Source organism: Candidatus Poriferisodalis sp., from assembly GCF_965208555.1.
GTDB lineage: Bacteria > Actinomycetota > Acidimicrobiia > Acidimicrobiales > Poriferisodalaceae > Poriferisodalis.
In genome coordinates, this window is record NZ_OZ242342.1 from 62529 (window position 1) to 79005 (window position 16477).

A 16477-nucleotide genomic window follows, 5' to 3' on the forward strand; every position below is an offset into this window, starting at 1 on the left:
CCCAAATGCGAGCGCCCCACCGGTCCAACCCGACGAAATGGGGATAACGCCGGCCCGGCGGGGCGCACGCTCGGCGGGTGCCTTCGACTAGTTACCCGCCGACATTCACAGTGTCCGTCGTGAACGCTTCCGACGGTACCGGTGCGCTGGCACACTGCACGGTGATGCTGACCGAGACGCCGGCGCCGTGGCTTCACCCGCCCGGTGCCGAGTCGTGCCCGGTGCACGGTGTCGAAGGTTGGACGCAGGACAGCCCTAGCTACAACGCGGGCCCGTCGTGCGCGCTCTGCGCAGCCGAGCACCTCGAAGCCAAGTTCGGCCCGCTGCAGCCCCGTCGCCGTGTCGACTCGCTGTCTGAGGTGTTCAGCGCCGACGCTGCGCTCGAGCAGCATCGGCAGGTGTGCACCGATCCGCGGTGCGCGTGCGGCGGCCCGCCTGCCGCCGTCCCTGAGCCTGAGCCTGAATGTGAGCCGTTCGCTGGCTTCCCGCCTGCGCTGGCCCGCTACTACCGGCAGGCGGCGAGCGAGATCCGGGCTGAGGCTGCTCGACGGCGAGCCGTCGCAGCGGTCTAGCGCCGATCGACACCACCACGGCGGGCATTGGGACCCACGGCAGGGGGGGCTCATGCTGTCGGTCCTGCGCCCGGTCACGATGTGCAATAGGGCTTCCTATCGCACCCGATCGGTGGCACCGTGGGCGTCATGGATTGGCCCGAAGCCGGCGAGGTGATCGACTGGATCGACGCCAACTTGGTCAATCCTCACGGCGACCTCGCCGGCGAGCCGTTCGGGCTGCTCGACCATGAGCGCGAGCTGATCGAAGGTGTCTGCTCTCACACCGAGGCGGCATGGTCGGCGGCACGCGGTCAGCGCAAGACGCCGCTGGCGGCCGCTATCGCCGCTGCCTATGTCGCGCCCGGTGGGCCCTTCGACTGGCTGCCGGCAGGCAGGCAGGTGGTGATCGTCGCCGCGTCCGGCGATCAGGCTTCGCTCGCTCTCACCGACCTGTCGACGATGCTTGGCGAGTCGTGGCCAGGTGCGAAGTTCGCGAACAGTCCGACGATGCGCCGATGGGATGCCACCGAGCTCGGCGGCGGCGAATGCAAGGTGATCTCATCCAACCCGAAGACGGCGCACGGCCTGCGGCCCGGCCTGGTGGTGGCCGACGAAATGGCCCAATGGCCGGTCGGCTGGCTGGGGCCGATGATGGCAGCGCTTCGCACCGCCCGCGGCAAGGTGCCCGGCTCGAGGTTCATAGCGATCGGCACCCGTAGCCACATCGCTGACCACGTGTTCAGCAAGATGCTCGACAGCACCGATGCAGCGTCGTGGTCGAAGGTTCACGCCGCCGAGCCCGCCGACGATCTCGGCGCCTATGAGACCTGGTGCAAAGCAGCGCCGTCGCTTCCGGTGCTCCCCACGCTGCAAGCCGCCTACCGGCAGGAATGGGGCGCAGCCCAGAAAGACCCTTCGCAGCTCGCAGCGTTTAAGTCGCTTCGGCTGAACATGGGCACCCGCGACACCATCGAGGCCGTCGTAGTCGATGCCGATGTGTGGCGAGATGCCGAAGGTGACCTGCCCGCCGACGGTCCCTGTGTGTGGGGGCTGGATCTCGGCGGCGTGGCTGCGATGTCGGCTGCGGCGGCGTACTGGCCGCACACCGGCCGACTCGAGGCGTTCGGGTACTTCCCCGGCGACCCGGACCTGACAGCGCGAGGCCTCGCTGACGGTGTGGGCACGCTGTACGAGGACATGGCACGCCGCGGGGAGCTGCGCACCGTCGCCGGGTCGCGCACCGTGCCGCCCGTCGAGCTGCTCGGCGAAGCGCTCGAGCGGTGGGGCACGCCGGCGGCGATGGCCGGCGACCGGTACCGCCAAGCCGACCTGATCGACGCGTTCCGGGCGGCGGGCATTCCCCGGGTGCCGATGACGTGGGCGAACCTCTCCTGGAAGGACTCTGCCGAAGCGCTGCGCCGCTTCCGGGTCGGGCTGCTCGAAGATCAGGTGCGCCCGGTGCCGTCGCTGCTGCTGCGCTCCGCTCTCGCTGAGGCCCGCACCGTCACCGATCAGGCAGGCAATGAGCGACTGGCGACCAAGACCGAGAGCGGGCGGCGGCGCACCGGCAAAGACGACGCGCTCGCTGCAGCCATCCAAGCCGTCGCCGTCGGAACACCGCTCATCGGCGGCACCGAGACCGACGACTACGACGACGACCTGATCTTGGCGGTGACGTGATGCCGTCGAGGTGGTTCACCAACACCGCCCAATGGAAGCGCACCCGCAGGATCGTTCTCGACCGAGACGGTCACCGCTGCGTCGACTGCGGCCTAGACGGCGCGCTGCACGTTCACCACATCGTCCCCCGCCACGTTCGCCCGGATCTGATCTACGACCCCGACAACTGCGAGACCCTGTGTTTCGGCTGCCACCTCGAGCGGCACCGGCCAGAACTCGGCCCGCGGGCGAAAGCGCTTCACGACTTCAGAGACGAACTTCGGTAACCTCGCAGCCAAGCAGCGCGCTCTCGGTGCGGTGCCCAGCCCAAAACGGACCCGATCGACAGACGGATTCTGAGGACTGAGGACACGACCCGATGAGCAAGACCAAGATTGAACTGGCGCAGTCGAAGCGCCGCGAGGAACTGGGCAAGCTGCTCGACCTCGAAGAGCGCAGCGACGATCAGCACGCGCGCGTGCTGGAGCTGCGCGGCGAGCTGGAACGCGGCGAGCAAGAACTGCAGGCGGCGCTGCTGCTGGAATCCACCAAGCCCGAAGAGCCCGAAGAGGTCGACCCGGCACGGCTGGAGCTGCGCAACGCCGCCGCTATCAGCGACATCGTGGCGGCGATCGAGGGCTTCCGGCCGCTGGACGGCGCCACCGCCGAGCTGCAGGCAGAGACCGGGTGCACCGTCAAGCAGATTCCCTTCGAGCTGCTCGAGACCCGCAGCGTCGAAGAGCGAGCCGACGCTGCGACACCGGCGCCGACCGCCGGCGTGGGCCGCAACATCGCCCCGATTCAGCCTTTCGTGTTCGCGGCCAGCATCGCCCCGATGCTCGGCATCATGATGCCCAGCGTGGGCACCGGCACCTACGCCGTTCCTCGCATCACCACCTCGGCGGGTGCTGCGGGCGTGGCCGACGATGCGGCCCGTGACTCGACGGCGGGTGCCATCACGGTGACCGATGCCACCGCGAAGCGGGTCTCGGCTCGGCTGACGTACCGCGGTATCGACGTGGCCCGGTCGGGCTTCACCGACTTCGAGGCGGCGCTGCGCCGCAACCTGCAGGCGGCGCTCTCGGCCCAGCTCGACACCTACATTCTCAACGATCAGGACCTCTCCGCGAATGCCGAGTACCCGGAAGGTCTGATCGGCGCGCTGACGGCTGCCGCCGCTGCGACCGATCAGGTCACCTTCGAAACCGGCATCGAGGCGCTCGCCGATCTCATCGACGGCCTGTGGGGGCGGTCGCTGGCCGAGATCCGATCCATCGTGAATGACACGGTGATGACCAAGTACGAGACGCTGTTTCAGCAGCCGGCCGGTGCCAGCGGCGCGAAGGGCAGCGTTTCGCTCGCGGCGTACCTGCGCGAGGCGTGCGGCGGCATCGTCGCCCACGACCGGATGCCCGCCGCCGCGAACGGTGTGAGCAACTGTCTGGCGTTTCTCTCCGGCGACGGCGTGGCCGACCGGCCCTGGACGTCGTTCTGTGCGAACTGGGGCCGGGTCGAGCTCTCCGATCCGTGGTCCGATGCTGCTAAGGACTGGCGGCACACCACCGCACACGTCTACTGCTCCGATGTGAAGGTGCTCGAGGCCGGCGCCTACAAGCTGTATTCGATCAAGACCACCGCCTGAGCCATGAGCGCCGACCCCGACGGGGCCGGTGACGGTCCCCCGATCGAGCACACCGACGCTCTCGAGGTGCGCGCCGAAGGGCGCACGCTGACCGGGTACGCCGTCCGGTACGGCGACATCGGCCGCAACCCGCGCACCGGCAAGCCTGAGCGCTTCGAGCGGGGAGCGTTCACCGCTGCCGACATGAGCGAGCCGCTGCAGCTCCGGGCGCACCACCGCGGCGAAGCCGTCGCCGTGCCGCTCCCGATCGAGTTCAGAGACGACGGGCTGCACATCAGCCACGACCTAGACGACCGCACCGCCCGCCGTGTCGCCGCCGGCGAGTTCGGCGGTCTCAGCGTCGGCTTCTACGCGCTCGAAGAGAAAGACGATGCCGGCGTGCGGGTGATCGCCCGCGCACGTCTCGACCATGTGGCGCTTGCCCGCCGCCCGGCCTATCCGGGCTCGACGCTGGAGCTGCGCAACGAAGCCGACACCGACGATCTGTGGAGGCTTCTGTGAGGCTCTTCGGGCGGCGCAAGCCCGAGCCCGAAGAGCGCGCCGACATCGGCCACGAAGCGGGGCAGGCGTTCCTCGCCCAGATTCAGCGCGGCACGTCCGACGATCCCGCAGCGGTCGACTCGGCGGCGGCGATCTGGTCGGGTGCGCTGGCCGGGTGCAAGGTCACCGGCGACTACGCCGATGCTGTCACGCCAAGGGTGCTCGCCGCCGTCGGTGATGGCCTGGTGCGCCGCGGCGCCTATCTGGCCCGAATCGTGGTCGACACCGAAGGGCCGCTCTTCTTCGAGGCGTGGACATGGACATGGCAGGGCACCCAACGGCGCCCCACCGTTCGGGTCACCGAGTCGGCGCTCTCTCAGGTCAGCGTCTCACGGGTGGTCGGCTTCGATGATGTGATCTGGCTTCGGTGGCGTGACGAGCCGCAGCACCCGTGGGCGGGCGTGCCGCCGATCGTGGGCAATGCCCGCGAGTGGGCGGCGCAGGGAGAGCGAGCACTAGGCGACGAACTCGGCGGCGACATCGCCAAGCTGCTGCCCACACCACGCGCCGAGAATCCCGACAAGGACGCTGAGCGCAAGCGGCACGGCGAGACCGCCGAATCGCTGCGCCAGTCACGCGGCCGCACGGTGCTAGTGCCGTCCACGACGGCGCATTGGGGCGATGACAACAAGCCGCCCGCGTCGTCTGAATGGCAGCCGCGCCGGCTGGGGCCGGACGTGCCCGATGGCAACGTGAATGCCACGAAGCTCGGCTACTTCACCGCCCTGGAGATGTGCGGCATTCCTCGCGGCATGGTCGACGGCGGCGCTGCTCAGACAGCACGCGAGGCGCTGCGCCGCTTCGCAATCGTGAGTCTCGCGCCGCTGGCCGACCGGATCGCTCTCGAGTTCCGATCGAAGCTCGGCGGAGAGCTGACCATCGAGCCCGATCCTGCCGTCTACGACCTGCAGGGCCGAGCGGGTGCGTTCCGGGCTTTCGTCTCGGCAGACGATGTGGACGCCGCAGAGGCCAAGCGCCTCGCCGGCATCGAAGAGCCCGACGGCGACGGCGGTGGTGGCGATGACGGCGACTGAGACCTACGCCACGCTCGCCCAGGTCCGCAACGATCTCAACATCGACGCCGACACCGACGATCGAGCCGCCGCCGTGGAGCCTGCCCTGAACGCTGCCCACGATGCGGTCGACCGTCACTGTCACCGCACCTTCGGCAAGCTCGACACCGCCGAAGCCCGCGAATTCGTAGTGCCCTACGCGAGCGAGCTGCTCACCGTGCCCGACATGGCCGAGGCGCCGACTCAGGTGGTGATGCGCGTCGAGTTCTCGCACCCGTGGGATGACGAAGGGCTCACCTGGACCACCCGCCCCACACCGCCAGGACAGCCCTACGCCGCGCTCATCCGCATCGGCGGCCCATGGCCGGCAGCGCTCTTCCCGACCGTCGCCGTCACCGCCAAATGGGGATGGCCGAGCGTGCCCGCATCGGTCACACAGGCGACCCGGCTGCTCGCCGTGCGGTACATCTCCCGCTTCAAGAAGCCGCTGCTGGCCGACGGCCCCGACGGGCAACTGCTCCGGGTCGACCCTGACGTGAGGTGGCTGCTGAGGCCGTTCGTGAGGGCATGGGATGCGTGACCGTCGCCGCAAGCGCCGCCCGTCGCGTCTGCTGCTGCTCTTCAGCGGCATCGGCTGCGAAGAAGGTGTGCCGTCGAACGCTCTCACCTGGGGCGGTGAGCCGCTCAAATGGGGCGATGACTTCCTGACGTGGGGCGACGACGGCGAAGCCTGAACCGCGCTTGACAGCTCATCGGCAGGCGCGCGAGAGTCGCGGCGCAACATCAGCCGGGGAGGCCAGCGCGTGCGAGGCCTCCCCGGTTTTTCGCGTGCTGGCTTCCCCACAACCCGAAGGGAGCCCGATGAGACGAACCCTGCCCATCCTCGCCGTAGCGGTGCTCGCGGCCGCGTGCACCGCTGCCGGCGCGCAGACAGACCCGCCGCCGACCACCGAAGCGCCGCCGCCGTGCCCGGCGCCGGTCAGCGTGAACACCGACCTAGAAGTGAGCTACAGCACCGTTCGGCTGAACTGGACCCGCGGCGGCGAGACGGTGACAGGCCACGAAGTGAAGTCGGGCAGGTTCCCGTTCTCGACGTTCTCATTCGACAGGAACCGCAATCAGCTTCAGTTCGGGGGCATCGAGCCGACCCGCGATTTCACGCCGCAGGTCCGCAGTGTGTGCGGCGACCGGCGAAGCGATTGGGTCGCCGCGACGGCCACGCAGACCGTGATTCTCGGCCACTGGCTCGCATTCATTCAGGAACAGGCCGGCACGCTGTGGCCAGCCGACACGACCGCCGACGATCTCGCCGCGCTCACCGACCGGGTGGCAGCGCTCGAGGCGCAGCGCCACATTGAGCATTGGGCGCACACCGGCTTCGGTGACGACTTTCACGTTGAGGTGAACCTGAACGAAGGGCACGGGTACCGGATGCCGTGGCACCTCGACGGTCCTACGCCGTGGGCGATCCGAATCGAGTTCCCCACCGACACGCCGCTGACCTTCGAGCCCGCCGTCGTGGAAGCCGCAGCCGGCGCTACCGGTCTGCGCAGCGTTCACGTCTCGGCGCCGGCAGGCACCTACAGCACCGATGACCCGCAGTTCATCGCGCATTGGATCGAGCCGACCGTCACGCTTGGCGACTGGGGACCGGTGCCGGCTCTCGGCCGAATGGTGATCGTTCAGAACACCCGCGAGGAATAGGGAACTATCAAGGGACTGAGACTGTCAGGCAGCCACAAGAAGCGGTGTGACCTGCGGAAACGCCAGGACTAGGCACGTCCGACAGGAACGTACGGATCTGGTCGAACGCGTCCTCCTCGCTCTCGGCCACGTTGTCGACCTGGCCGCTCTCGTAGACGTGCATGCGGTAGCCGCCCAGTTCCTCCTTCGACAGCGACTCGCCGGTGGCACGCTGCACCACCGGAGGCCCGGACGGGAAGATCTGCGACTGTCCCTTCACCATGACCGTGAAGTGCGACATGAGCGCGGCCGCCGCAGGCCAGCCGGCGACAGATCCCATGATCCCGGCGGCGACTGGCACCTTGGTCAGCATCTCCACGCCTTGCCACCACATGTCGCCTTGCGGCAGCGCCATCTGGCCCGATTCCTCGTCGGATCGGGAGCTGTGGCCGACGCCCTCACGAAGCTGCACGTACGGGATGCCATAGGTGATGGCCAGCGGTTGGGCGAACTGGTGCGGGATCTTGTGCACGTTGTGGGGGCTGCCGCCCGAAATGGTGAAGTCATCGCCGCCAATCGCCACCGGGCGACCATCCAGCTCGGCGAGGCCCATGACGTAGCCGCCGGGCGTGAACCCGACGATGTTGCCGTCGTCGTCGTATTCCGGACCGCCCATGAGGCCGCCCATCTCCACGAACGAACCCGGGTCGGCCATCTTGGCGATGCGCTCGCGCACCGTGTAACGCCCGCCCTGGTGCTGGCGGTCGATGCGTTCGGGCCCTCCCATCTCGGATGCGAGCTCCTTGAGGTAGGCGATCTCGGCGATCGCGTCCTCCCAGGACATTCCCGGCTTCCACGTCTCCCGATCCGGGTCAACAGGCATCCGTGCGCTCCGATCACACCGATAGGTCCGTGCACATCGCTGCGTCGGCGACCGCAGAGCGTGCACCATCGGGTGCCCCTACGAATGTATGAGGTGCTGGCTGCATCTGCGCCGGGATCAGCGCACGGCCGCTCGCTGCAACAGCCTGACCTCACATCGGAAGCGTCCCCTCGACCGCCCGCAGCGCACGCTTGCGTTCGGCGACATCGGGGAGCACCGACTCGACGAGTGCCCAGAACGCCGGGCCATGGTTTCGTTCTGTGAGATGCGCCAGCTCGTGGACCACCACGTAATCCATCAGTCGCGGTGCGAGCATCACGAGCCGCCAGTTGAAGCTGAGCCGGCCGTCCGCAGCGCAGCTTCCCCAGCGCTTTCTCTGATCCCCGATATGGATCTCCGGCGTGGAGTCACGACCGAGGTCGGTCCACCAGCGATCGACGCTCGTCGTGACGTGCTCGCAGGCACGCAGCCAGTACCACTCGGCGACCGCGCGGCGAGCTCGCCCCGGAGCATTTGCTTCGTCCGTTTCCAGCGGCAGGAGCACCTGCAGTTCCCCGGGCCGGAAGCGCACGTCGACATCCGCTGTGCAACCGTTGCCGACGGCCACGTTCACGCGTCGACCGAGATACGGAAGCGAGCTCGGCAGCTCGAGCGGCTCCGGCGCAGCGCGCGGTGCCGCAGTGTGCGCAAGTATCCATCGCGCCTTGTTGCGGACGAATGCCGCCACCTCCTCAGCCGGTGTCATCGCAGGCACCGCGACACGGACTCCGCCGGGGCCGGCAGAGATCTCCATCGTCTTGTGCCGCCGTGTGCTGCGCTTGATCTCGTAATCGATGACGGCGTCGCCGAATCGAATCCAGTCACGTTCGGTGAAGTCCATCTCGCGATCCTGACCGGGGGCTGTGACATCACCGGTGTCGCTTTCTCTTGGCGCGAACGCCCACCGCCGGCGAGTGCCCACGACAGGCAACTGACCTGACGCTGGCAGTTAGCGCTGTGGCTTGCGCTGTCGGTTGGTCTGATCGTATTTGGCTGGTTGCAGTTGAAGGCTTCTGCGAGTGACTGTCGTATGCCTGCAATGAGCCGATGACGATGTGGGCGTATTCGTGTCACAGCCCCCTTCTAGGTTGAACGCATGTTCTCACAGGTGCAGCAGGCGCTCGATTGCCTCACCGCTGCCCTCGGCGGAGTCGAAGCGGCCGCGACGGGCGATCTGCGTCGCGCGCTTGGGCTGGCGAAGCAGCTGCGGGCCCGTGTGGAGCTGCTCGAGACCAAGGCCGCTTCGGTGGTCGCGCAGCGCGAGTGCCATGGCGACGGTGGCGCAGGGCTGTTGAACCAGGTCGGCGGGCGGTCTCGCTCCGAGGCCGTCCGCAACGTGCGCGCCGAAGCTGAGCTCGCTGAGCTGCCTGAGGCTCGCAGTGCGGTCTCGGAGGGCGAGATCAGCCTCGCCAACGCCGCCAAGCTGGCCCAAGCAGCGCGCAAGACCAGCCCCGACGCCGTGCAGGGCGACCCCGATCTGGTGCACATGGCCAAGACGCTGCCCCCCGACGAGTTCGCCCAGGCCGCGCAGCGCTGGACGATCCGGCATCAAAGCGCCGAAGACCTCGCCGCGCAGCATCGCCGCAACCGGCGCAACCGCAGCGTGCAGTTCTGGAACGGCGAGGACGGCTCGGTGCAGATGCGCGGCAGCTTCGACGCCGAGATGGGCGCCCGCATCCAACAACGCCTCCGCCAGCAAGCCGAACAGCTCCGCCAAGCGGACCGCCGCCGTCAGGCCCAGTCGCAATCCCCGGACGCCGCTACCGACGCCGGGGAACACCACGATGGTGACAACGTTGCCAGCACCAAGCCCGGTAACGCCGAGCGCACCCGCGACCAGCGCATGGCCGATGCCCTCGACACACTCCTCGCCACCAGCGCCGAGCCGGCATCCGGGCCCAGGCCGACTCCCCCGGCCGTCACCAAGGCAGGCGAGATCATCGTGCGCGCCGACCTCGCGGCAGTCGTCGGTGCACCAGGCGGCATCGCCGAGATCTGTGGCGTCGGCCCGATCCCGCCCAGCACCCTGCAACGGCTGGCGTGCAACTCCGACGTCTCGGTCGAGATCTTCGGCGACAACCTCACACCGCTGTATGAGACCGTCGCAAGCCGGGCACCCACTGCAGCACAACGACGCGCGCTGATCGCCCGCGACGGGGCGTGCATCGGTTGCGGTGAACCGCCCGGCGAATGCGAGGCCCACCACATCACACCCTGCCAACGCGGTGGCAAGACCCGCCTCGACAACCTCGTGCTGGTGTGCTGGCGCTGCCACGACCTCATCCACGACCACAACTGGCAAGTCACCATCCGAGACGGCCGCTACCGGCTCGCACCCCCCGACCCCGCACACCCCGCCGAACCTGCCCCGCAACGCAAACCCAACCGCCAAACGCCGCAGCACCTTCTTGAGAAGTACACGACACAGGCCGAAGCATGCGGCCAAGTGCCGCAGCCCAAACCTGAGCGCCGTTCACCACAGCGCGAACCCGAGCAGCCGACACCCCAGCTCCGTTCGGGGCAGCGGGCACCGACCATAGCTAGACCCTCGCCCAGCCCGGTCACCGCCAAGCCGCTGTGGCACGACCCCGTCGCCTGAAAGAGCCCGAACGCACAGTTGTTCAGACGTACCCGCCCCTGACGGATCTCTCCCAAAACGGGGTCGAGACCAGATGGGTGCAGGTGACGGAGTTCGGTGGCCGAAGTAAGTTGCGGCTGCGAGGTGCCGGGCTGTGCGGTGCCGCCGAGTCTGACTGGGGATCACCATGGACCTGGGACTGTTCACCATGCCGAGCCACCCACCCGAGCGCGATCTGCGCGAAGGCTGGGAATGGGATCTGCAGGTCATCGAGTGGGCCGATCAATACGGCTTCGCCGAGGCATGGATCGGCGAGCACCATGCCGCCAAGTGGGAGCCGCACCCTGCGCCTGACCTGCTGACGCTGGAGGCGCTGCGACGCACGGAGAACATCCGCATCGGTCCGGGCGGCTTCCTGATGCCGTACTACCACCCCGCCGAACTGGCCAACAGGATCTCGCTGCTGGACCACATCTCGGAGGGCCGGCTGAACTTCGGGGTTGCCGCCAGCGGCCTGCCCAGCGACTGGGAGATGTTCGGCGTGGACGGCATGGCCGGCGAGAACCGGGAGATGACCCAGGAGTCGGTCGAGTTCATTCTCAATCTGTGGAGCCAGGAACCCGGCTGGACCCATGACGGCAAGCACTGGAAGGGCTCGGTGCCCCACGGCATGCCCGACATGGAGCTGGTGCACCATCTCAAGCCGCTGCAGCAGCCGCACCCGCCGATCGGCGTGGCCGGGCTCAACTCGCCGTCGCCGACGCTGGAGATGGCGGGCGAGAAGGGCTGGATCCCGCTCAGCCTGAACCTCAATCCGCAGTACGTCAGCGGCCACTGGGACTCCTACGAAGCCGGCGCACGGCGCGCCGGGCGGGAGGTCAGCCGCAGCGACTGGCGCATGGTCCGCGAGGTCTTCGTTGCCCCCACCGACGAGGAGGCCTGGGAGCATTCCTACGGCGGGATGATGGGCCGGATGATGACCGACTACTTCATCCCGCTGCTCGGCGCCTTCGACTTCCACCAGTTCCTCATCGACGAGCGCAACCCACCGGCCGACGGCGTCGTCACCGCGGAGTACTGCGCCCGCAACAACTGGTTCGTCGGATCGCCGGAAACCGTCGCGGCGTCGATCGAGAAGGTCTACGCGGATGTCGGCGGCTTCGGCCACCTGCTGCTGTTCTGCTTCGACTACTCCGAGACGCCCGAGAGCGCGGAGGCGTGGCGGCAGTCGATGGAGCTGCTGGCCCACGACGTGATGCCGCGCGTGGCGCACCTGACCGGGGACTGAACCCGCTCCAACACTGCGAAGAGCTTCGACCCGCTGGCTGCGGCGACCGGGGCGAATACAGTTGCGCGCCATGGTGTCGGCACCGCGGGCGGCAACTTCGCCAGCACTTCGGGCAGTGCGAACCGAAGCCGAAGCACTGGTTGGCCTCGCCCGACGCCGCGTCTCCCAATACTCGGGCATCGGCGCGAGACGCGCCGCGCGACGGCCGCCGATCTGGCCTCCGGCGCCCGACCTCCCCAAGGGTGACCCCCGTCTCGGACTGCGAGACCGCTGGTACCTGCTGGGCGTGGCCGACCTCGTGGGCGCCCAGCCGGTGCCGACACGCCTCCTCGGTGAAGACTTGGTGGCCTGGCGCGATGGCGACGGCGCGGTGCGCCTCATGGCGGACCTGTGTCCGCACCGGGGCGCACGGCTGTCGGTCGGCGATGTCGTCGGCGGGCAGTTGCAGTGCGCGTACCACCACTGGCGATTCGACGGCGAGGGCCAGTGCACGTCGGTGCCATCGCAAGGCGGAGCGTGCTCACTGGCCGAACGGACCCATGTCAGCGTGACCTACCCCGTCACCGAGCAGGCGGGCTACCTGTGGGCCTGGATCGGCGAGTCAGAGCCGGCTCTGCTGGAGCTGCCGGCTGAGTTCACCGACGATCGATACTCGACGTTCCCCGAGACCGTGGAGTGGGGCGCCAACTGGATGCTGGCGCTCGAGAACCTCGTCGACTTGATGCATGCGCCGTTCCTGCATGCGCGCTCGATCACGTTGAACGAGGGCATCACCGACGACCGGGTAGTGGTGGACGATCACGACGACGGGTTCGAGGTGCGCCGCCGCGACCAGGCCGGCACCAACTTCGACTGGATCGACATCCACACGGGCTCGCTCTCTTACGTACGGCTCGACATCCCGCTACCGCCCAGTGCCGGACCGGGTCCGCCGCTGCGGATATTGGGATTCCTGACACCGCGTGACAATGCGGCGACGCTGGTGCACTTCCCGCGTTTCCGGAAGGTCTCGGGCCGCGAGCGCCGCATCTGGCGGACGCTGTACCGGCTGCGTCTGCGCGGCACCCACCTCCATGTGCTGAACCAGGACAAGGAGATGCTGGAGAGCCTGCGCACCGTCGAGGAAGCCCGCCGCGATGAGCATCTCGCCCAGGCTGATCGCCCTGTGGTGCACTTGCGTCGAGCGCTCGAACCGGCCTTCGAGGAGCAGCGGCAGCGTTTCGGGCTGGCAGCCCAAACGGAAACCGTGCCGCAGCTCGCCGCTGACTGACTGCCCTGCCGCCCGCCGAACAGCCCAACCTCCGCACTTCCCACTCACTGTCCGCCCGCCTCGACCACAGGACGACACCGATGAGCCAGACCACCGCAGCACTCGAAACCCCCGGCTCAGCGCCAGCAGCCGACATCGAGGAACGCATCGACTCGATGTGCGCCACAGCAGACAGCCGGCGCGAGGACTGGGACACGCTGGCCTTCCAGACCAAGGCCGGACCGCAGTACCGGCGTGCCCAGATTCGCTACATCGGCTCGGGAGGGACCGGCAATCACGAAGGTGACGAGCGGGCGCTCACCGCTGAGCACTTCACGTTCTCCAACATGTTGCTGCCGCCCGGCGCCGAGGGCCCCGAGCACACCCACCACGACGTCGAGGAGGCGTTCTTCGTCCTCGAAGGTGAGCTTGAGGTGACCATTCACGACGGCGACGACTCGGCCAGCCGCCTGCTGGGCTACCGCGATCTCATCAAGGTCCCCGCCGGCACCGCACGCTCGATTCGAAATGTGGGCGACACCGACGCGCTGTTCGTGGTGATGCTGGGAGCGTCCAAGCCTCAGCTGCCCACCTATCCCCCGCACTCCCCCATGGCGGGGATCACGCGGGACTGAAATCCTGAGCCGTATGGCGGAGTCGCGACGAGCGCTGCGTATGCCCCGAGCGAGCGAGCGCGGCGAGCGCGAGGTGACGCAACAGGAGAACTCATCGCTCCGCTCTTCCTTGAACGTGCTCTCGCTCCTGGCTGGCACATGAGCCTGCACGGTCGTCGTGTCGTGGTCACGGGTGCGGGACGCGGGCTCGGGGAGGCGATGGCGCTTGCGATCGCCGCCGACGGGGCTCACGTCGTGGTTGCCGAGATTCAGTCCGAGCGAGCCGGTCGCGTCGTGGACGAGATTCGCTCACAGGGAGGTTCCGCGGAATCGCACACCGTCGATGTCAGCGACCAAGCGTCGGTGGCTGAGCTTGCCGCCTTGCTCGACAACCGCGGGCCCGTCTGGGGCATCGTCAACAACGCCGGTCTCGCCGATGCCGTGGGCGGCAAGACGTTCTGGGAGATCGACCCCGACGAGTGGGACCGCATCCAGCAGACCAATGCGCGCGGCCCGTGGCTGGTGAGCCGAGCGCTCGCGCCGAGCCTGCTGGCGGCCGGTGAAGGCCGGATCGTCAACATCGCTTCAGATGCAGCGCTGTACGGCTCCCCACGGCTCGCTCACTACATCGCCTCGAAGGGCGCACTGATTGCCCTGACCCGGGCGATGGCACGCGAGCTGGGCGATCATGGCATCACGGTCAACGCGGTTGCGCCCGGGCTCACCGAGGGACCCTCTGCGGAGCAGATCCCTGCGGAGCGCCATGAGCTCTATGCCGCCAACCGGGCCATCAGCCGGCCACAACAGCCCGCCGACGTCACCGGGGCCGTCGTCTTCCTGCTGTCGGACGACGCCGCCTACATCACTGGGCAAACCATCGTGGTGGATGGCGGCTTCGTGATGCCGTGACAACGAACGGTCCTTCCGATCCGGACCGGAACGGCGGCGACCTGCTGGTCAAAGTGCTGTCGGCCCTGGGGACGGACGCTGCCTTCGGCGTGGTGAGCGTGCACAACCTGCCGCTGGTGGACGCCCTCGCGCACCGGCTGCGCTGGGTACCGACCCGAAGCGAGGCCGCCGCTGTCAACGCCGCCGACGGTTACGCGCGGGTTCGCCGCACACCTGGTTGTGCGGTGACCTCCACCGGCACCGGCGCGGCGAACGCAGCTGGCGCGCTCGTCGAAGCGCTCACCGCCAGCTCGCCGATCCTGCACGTCACGAGCCAGATTCCGAGCGAGTACTTGGGCCAGGGCCGCGGGGTCATCCACGAAACCCGCGACCAACTCGAGCTGCTCACGTCGTGTTCCGTCTGGGCAACCACGGTGGGCACTGACCCGGCCACCGACTTCGCCGACGCTGCGTGGCGTCTCGTCCAGCATCCGCGCGGCCCGGTGAGCCTCGAATGGCCTATCGACCTGCAGTACGCCGCGACGAGGCCATTCGACGCCGCTCTGCTGCGTGACGCCTCCGCAACCCCAGGGACAGGGCCCGCACTCAGCCCGGAAGCTACGGGACGAGCCTCCGAGCCGGTCGGCGCAGCGGTCGGTGTTGTCACCGGGACTCGCCTGACGACCTTGGACGTGCCCGAGCCGAACTCAGCATCGCTGGCACGCGCCGCCGAGCTCATCGCCGCGGCACAGCGACCGCTGGTGTGGGCAGGCGGCGGCGCCATCGGCGCCGGTAGGCAGGTCGATGACCTGTTGCGTTCAACGGGAGCAGGCCTGTTCACCTCCAACGCCGGGCGGGGCGTAGTGCCCGAATCCGACGCTCGGGTCATCGGGAACTTCGCTGCTTCGCCAGGCGGTGCCGGGTTGCTATCGCAGGCAGACCTGCTGATCTCGGTGGGCACCCACTTCCGCTCCAACGAGACCCGCAGCTACCGGCTGGGGTTGCCGCCGCGACACATCCAGATCGACGTGGACCCGGCCGCCGTCGGCCGGGTGTATCCGGCCGAGGTCGGAATCGTGGGTGATGCCGCGGCCGTGCTGGACGCGCTGGTCGATCAGCTCAGCGAAAGACATAACGAACAGCACAGCAGGCGACACGGCAAGCAACGCGGCGGCAGTGCCTCTGGCGGCGATCCCGATTGGAGCGAAGCCATCGCAGCCGCACGCCAACAGTGTCGGGCTCAGCTGCGCCGCGACATCGGGCCCTATGCGGCGATCTGCGACATCATGTCGAGTGTGCTCGGCGAACGGGCTCCCCGTGTCCGTGACATCACGATCCCGAACAGCTCGTGGGGCAACCGCCTGCTGCCCGTGACCGACCCGACCACCAACATCGTCCCCCGTGGCGGCGGCATCGGACAGGCTGTCGGCATGGCGATCGGGGCAGCCGTGGCCAGACCGGTCGAACCCACGATGGTGATGCTCGGCGACGGCGGCATCGCTCCCCAGCTTGGCGAGTTGGCGACGATCGCACAGGAGCAGCTGCCGGTCACCCTCGTCGTGTTCGATGACGGCGGCTATGGCGTGCTGCGCAACACGCAGGATCGCCACGTCGGCCGCCGATCCGGTGTCGACCTGATGGCACCTGACTTCGCCTCGACTGCGGCGGCGTTCGACCTCGGCTACTGCGATGTGTCGACACCTGACGAATTCGCTGCAGCCTTCGAAGCTGCGACGGCCAGCGGGAACCCGCAGATGATCCGGGTGGACTGCGACAAACTCGGTCCCATGCCAGCGCCCTTCGTCCCGCCCGTCGACGTGCCCTCAGGGGTCCGATGACGATTCCTA

The 16477-nt window shown here is 68.4% G+C and carries 17 protein-coding genes; 15 read left to right on the forward strand and 2 right to left on the reverse strand.

The window, feature by feature from the left end:
* Positions 1-119 precede the first annotated feature (119 nt).
* From ACOGXE_RS00585 to ACOGXE_RS00625, 9 genes are all read left to right on the forward strand, one after another.
* Positions 120-572, forward strand: coding sequence for a hypothetical protein (locus tag ACOGXE_RS00585; protein ID WP_419932024.1), 453 nt, complete (start codon positions 120-122; stop codon positions 570-572).
* Positions 573-701: 129 nt separating this feature from the next.
* Positions 702-2234, forward strand: coding sequence for a hypothetical protein (locus ACOGXE_RS00590; protein ID WP_419932025.1), 1533 nt, complete (start codon positions 702-704; stop codon positions 2232-2234).
* Positions 2234-2500 (forward strand): HNH endonuclease, encoded by a 267-nt coding sequence (locus ACOGXE_RS00595; protein ID WP_419932026.1) that lies wholly within the window; start codon positions 2234-2236, stop codon positions 2498-2500. Before ACOGXE_RS00590 ends, ACOGXE_RS00595 begins: the two co-directional genes overlap by 1 nt.
* Before the next feature lie 92 nt (positions 2501-2592).
* Entirely contained in the window at positions 2593-3855 is a 1263-nt protein-coding gene (locus ACOGXE_RS00600) for a hypothetical protein (protein ID WP_419932027.1), read from the forward strand.
* A gap of 3 nt (positions 3856-3858) precedes the next feature.
* The gene (locus ACOGXE_RS00605) at positions 3859-4356 is read left to right on the forward strand and encodes an HK97 family phage prohead protease (protein WP_419932028.1); all 498 of its coding nucleotides are present in this window, start codon (positions 3859-3861) and stop codon (positions 4354-4356) included.
* Positions 4353-5429 (forward strand): hypothetical protein, encoded by a 1077-nt coding sequence (locus tag ACOGXE_RS00610; RefSeq protein ID WP_419932029.1) that lies wholly within the window; start codon positions 4353-4355, stop codon positions 5427-5429. Before ACOGXE_RS00605 ends, ACOGXE_RS00610 begins: the two co-directional genes overlap by 4 nt.
* Positions 5416-5988, forward strand: coding sequence for a hypothetical protein (locus tag ACOGXE_RS00615; RefSeq protein ID WP_419932030.1), 573 nt, complete (start codon positions 5416-5418; stop codon positions 5986-5988). The genes ACOGXE_RS00610 and ACOGXE_RS00615 overlap by 14 nt, the downstream gene beginning before the upstream one ends.
* The gene (locus ACOGXE_RS00620; RefSeq protein WP_419932031.1) at positions 5981-6142 is read left to right on the forward strand and encodes a hypothetical protein; all 162 of its coding nucleotides are present in this window, start codon (positions 5981-5983) and stop codon (positions 6140-6142) included. The genes ACOGXE_RS00615 and ACOGXE_RS00620 overlap by 8 nt, the downstream gene beginning before the upstream one ends.
* Before the next feature lie 127 nt (positions 6143-6269).
* Positions 6270-7112, forward strand: a complete 843-nt coding sequence (locus ACOGXE_RS00625) for a hypothetical protein (RefSeq protein ID WP_419932032.1) — start codon at positions 6270-6272, stop codon at positions 7110-7112.
* Between the two features lie 7 nt (positions 7113-7119).
* On the opposite strand, the gene ACOGXE_RS00630 is transcribed toward ACOGXE_RS00625, so the two are convergent.
* Positions 7120-7974 (reverse strand): carboxyl transferase domain-containing protein, encoded by an 855-nt coding sequence (locus tag ACOGXE_RS00630; protein ID WP_419932033.1) that lies wholly within the window; start codon positions 7972-7974, stop codon positions 7120-7122.
* A 151-nt stretch (positions 7975-8125) separates the two neighbouring features.
* Positions 8126-8854 (reverse strand): M48 family metallopeptidase, encoded by a 729-nt coding sequence (locus ACOGXE_RS00635; RefSeq protein ID WP_419932034.1) that lies wholly within the window; start codon positions 8852-8854, stop codon positions 8126-8128.
* Between the two features lie 255 nt (positions 8855-9109).
* Here ACOGXE_RS00635 and ACOGXE_RS00640 point away from each other — a divergent pair, with 255 nt between their 5' ends.
* The 6 genes from ACOGXE_RS00640 (at position 9110) to ACOGXE_RS00665 (ending at position 16468) form a co-directional block, all read left to right on the forward strand.
* Positions 9110-10612, forward strand: a complete 1503-nt coding sequence (locus ACOGXE_RS00640) for an HNH endonuclease (RefSeq protein ID WP_419932035.1) — start codon at positions 9110-9112, stop codon at positions 10610-10612.
* Between the two features lie 166 nt (positions 10613-10778).
* Positions 10779-11879 carry an LLM class flavin-dependent oxidoreductase gene (locus tag ACOGXE_RS00645; RefSeq protein WP_419932036.1) on the forward strand — a complete coding sequence of 367 codons (1101 nt, stop codon included), beginning with the start codon at positions 10779-10781 and terminating at the stop codon, positions 11877-11879.
* Positions 11880-11949: 70 nt separating this feature from the next.
* Positions 11950-13149 carry a Rieske 2Fe-2S domain-containing protein gene (locus tag ACOGXE_RS00650; RefSeq protein WP_419932037.1) on the forward strand — a complete coding sequence of 400 codons (1200 nt, stop codon included), beginning with the start codon at positions 11950-11952 and terminating at the stop codon, positions 13147-13149.
* Positions 13150-13304: 155 nt separating this feature from the next.
* A complete protein-coding gene (locus ACOGXE_RS00655; RefSeq protein ID WP_419933455.1) occupies positions 13305-13763 on the forward strand; it encodes a cupin domain-containing protein in 459 nt (152 codons plus the stop codon).
* A 138-nt stretch (positions 13764-13901) separates the two neighbouring features.
* A complete protein-coding gene (locus ACOGXE_RS00660) occupies positions 13902-14651 on the forward strand; it encodes a 3-oxoacyl-ACP reductase family protein (protein ID WP_419932038.1) in 750 nt (249 codons plus the stop codon).
* On the forward strand, positions 14648-16468 hold the full coding sequence (locus ACOGXE_RS00665) for a thiamine pyrophosphate-binding protein (protein ID WP_419932039.1): 1821 nt from the start codon (positions 14648-14650) through the stop codon (positions 16466-16468). Before ACOGXE_RS00660 ends, ACOGXE_RS00665 begins: the two co-directional genes overlap by 4 nt.
* Positions 16469-16477 lie beyond the last annotated feature (9 nt).

What these genes read in the sequence shown, in the direction of transcription:
- ACOGXE_RS00595 (WP_419932026.1), top strand. Translation starts at nt 2,234, where the DNA reads ATGCCGTCGAGGTGGTTCACCAACACCGCCCAATGGAAGCGCACCCGC.
- ACOGXE_RS00635 (WP_419932034.1), bottom strand. Translation starts at nt 8,854, where the DNA reads ATGGACTTCACCGAACGTGACTGGATTCGATTCGGCGACGCCGTCATC.
- ACOGXE_RS00625 (WP_419932032.1), top strand. Translation starts at nt 6,270, where the DNA reads ATGAGACGAACCCTGCCCATCCTCGCCGTAGCGGTGCTCGCGGCCGCG.
- ACOGXE_RS00590 (WP_419932025.1), top strand. Translation starts at nt 702, where the DNA reads ATGGATTGGCCCGAAGCCGGCGAGGTGATCGACTGGATCGACGCCAAC.
- ACOGXE_RS00600 (WP_419932027.1), top strand. Translation starts at nt 2,593, where the DNA reads ATGAGCAAGACCAAGATTGAACTGGCGCAGTCGAAGCGCCGCGAGGAA.
- ACOGXE_RS00645 (WP_419932036.1), top strand. Translation starts at nt 10,779, where the DNA reads ATGGACCTGGGACTGTTCACCATGCCGAGCCACCCACCCGAGCGCGAT.
- ACOGXE_RS00640 (WP_419932035.1), top strand. Translation starts at nt 9,110, where the DNA reads ATGTTCTCACAGGTGCAGCAGGCGCTCGATTGCCTCACCGCTGCCCTC.
- ACOGXE_RS00660 (WP_419932038.1), top strand. Translation starts at nt 13,902, where the DNA reads ATGAGCCTGCACGGTCGTCGTGTCGTGGTCACGGGTGCGGGACGCGGG.
- ACOGXE_RS00620 (WP_419932031.1), top strand. Translation starts at nt 5,981, where the DNA reads ATGCGTGACCGTCGCCGCAAGCGCCGCCCGTCGCGTCTGCTGCTGCTC.
- ACOGXE_RS00605 (WP_419932028.1), top strand. Translation starts at nt 3,859, where the DNA reads ATGAGCGCCGACCCCGACGGGGCCGGTGACGGTCCCCCGATCGAGCAC.
- ACOGXE_RS00615 (WP_419932030.1), top strand. Translation starts at nt 5,416, where the DNA reads ATGACGGCGACTGAGACCTACGCCACGCTCGCCCAGGTCCGCAACGAT.
- ACOGXE_RS00655 (WP_419933455.1), top strand. Translation starts at nt 13,305, where the DNA reads ATGTGCGCCACAGCAGACAGCCGGCGCGAGGACTGGGACACGCTGGCC.
- ACOGXE_RS00650 (WP_419932037.1), top strand. Translation starts at nt 11,950, where the DNA reads ATGGTGTCGGCACCGCGGGCGGCAACTTCGCCAGCACTTCGGGCAGTG.
- ACOGXE_RS00630 (WP_419932033.1), bottom strand. Translation starts at nt 7,974, where the DNA reads ATGCCTGTTGACCCGGATCGGGAGACGTGGAAGCCGGGAATGTCCTGG.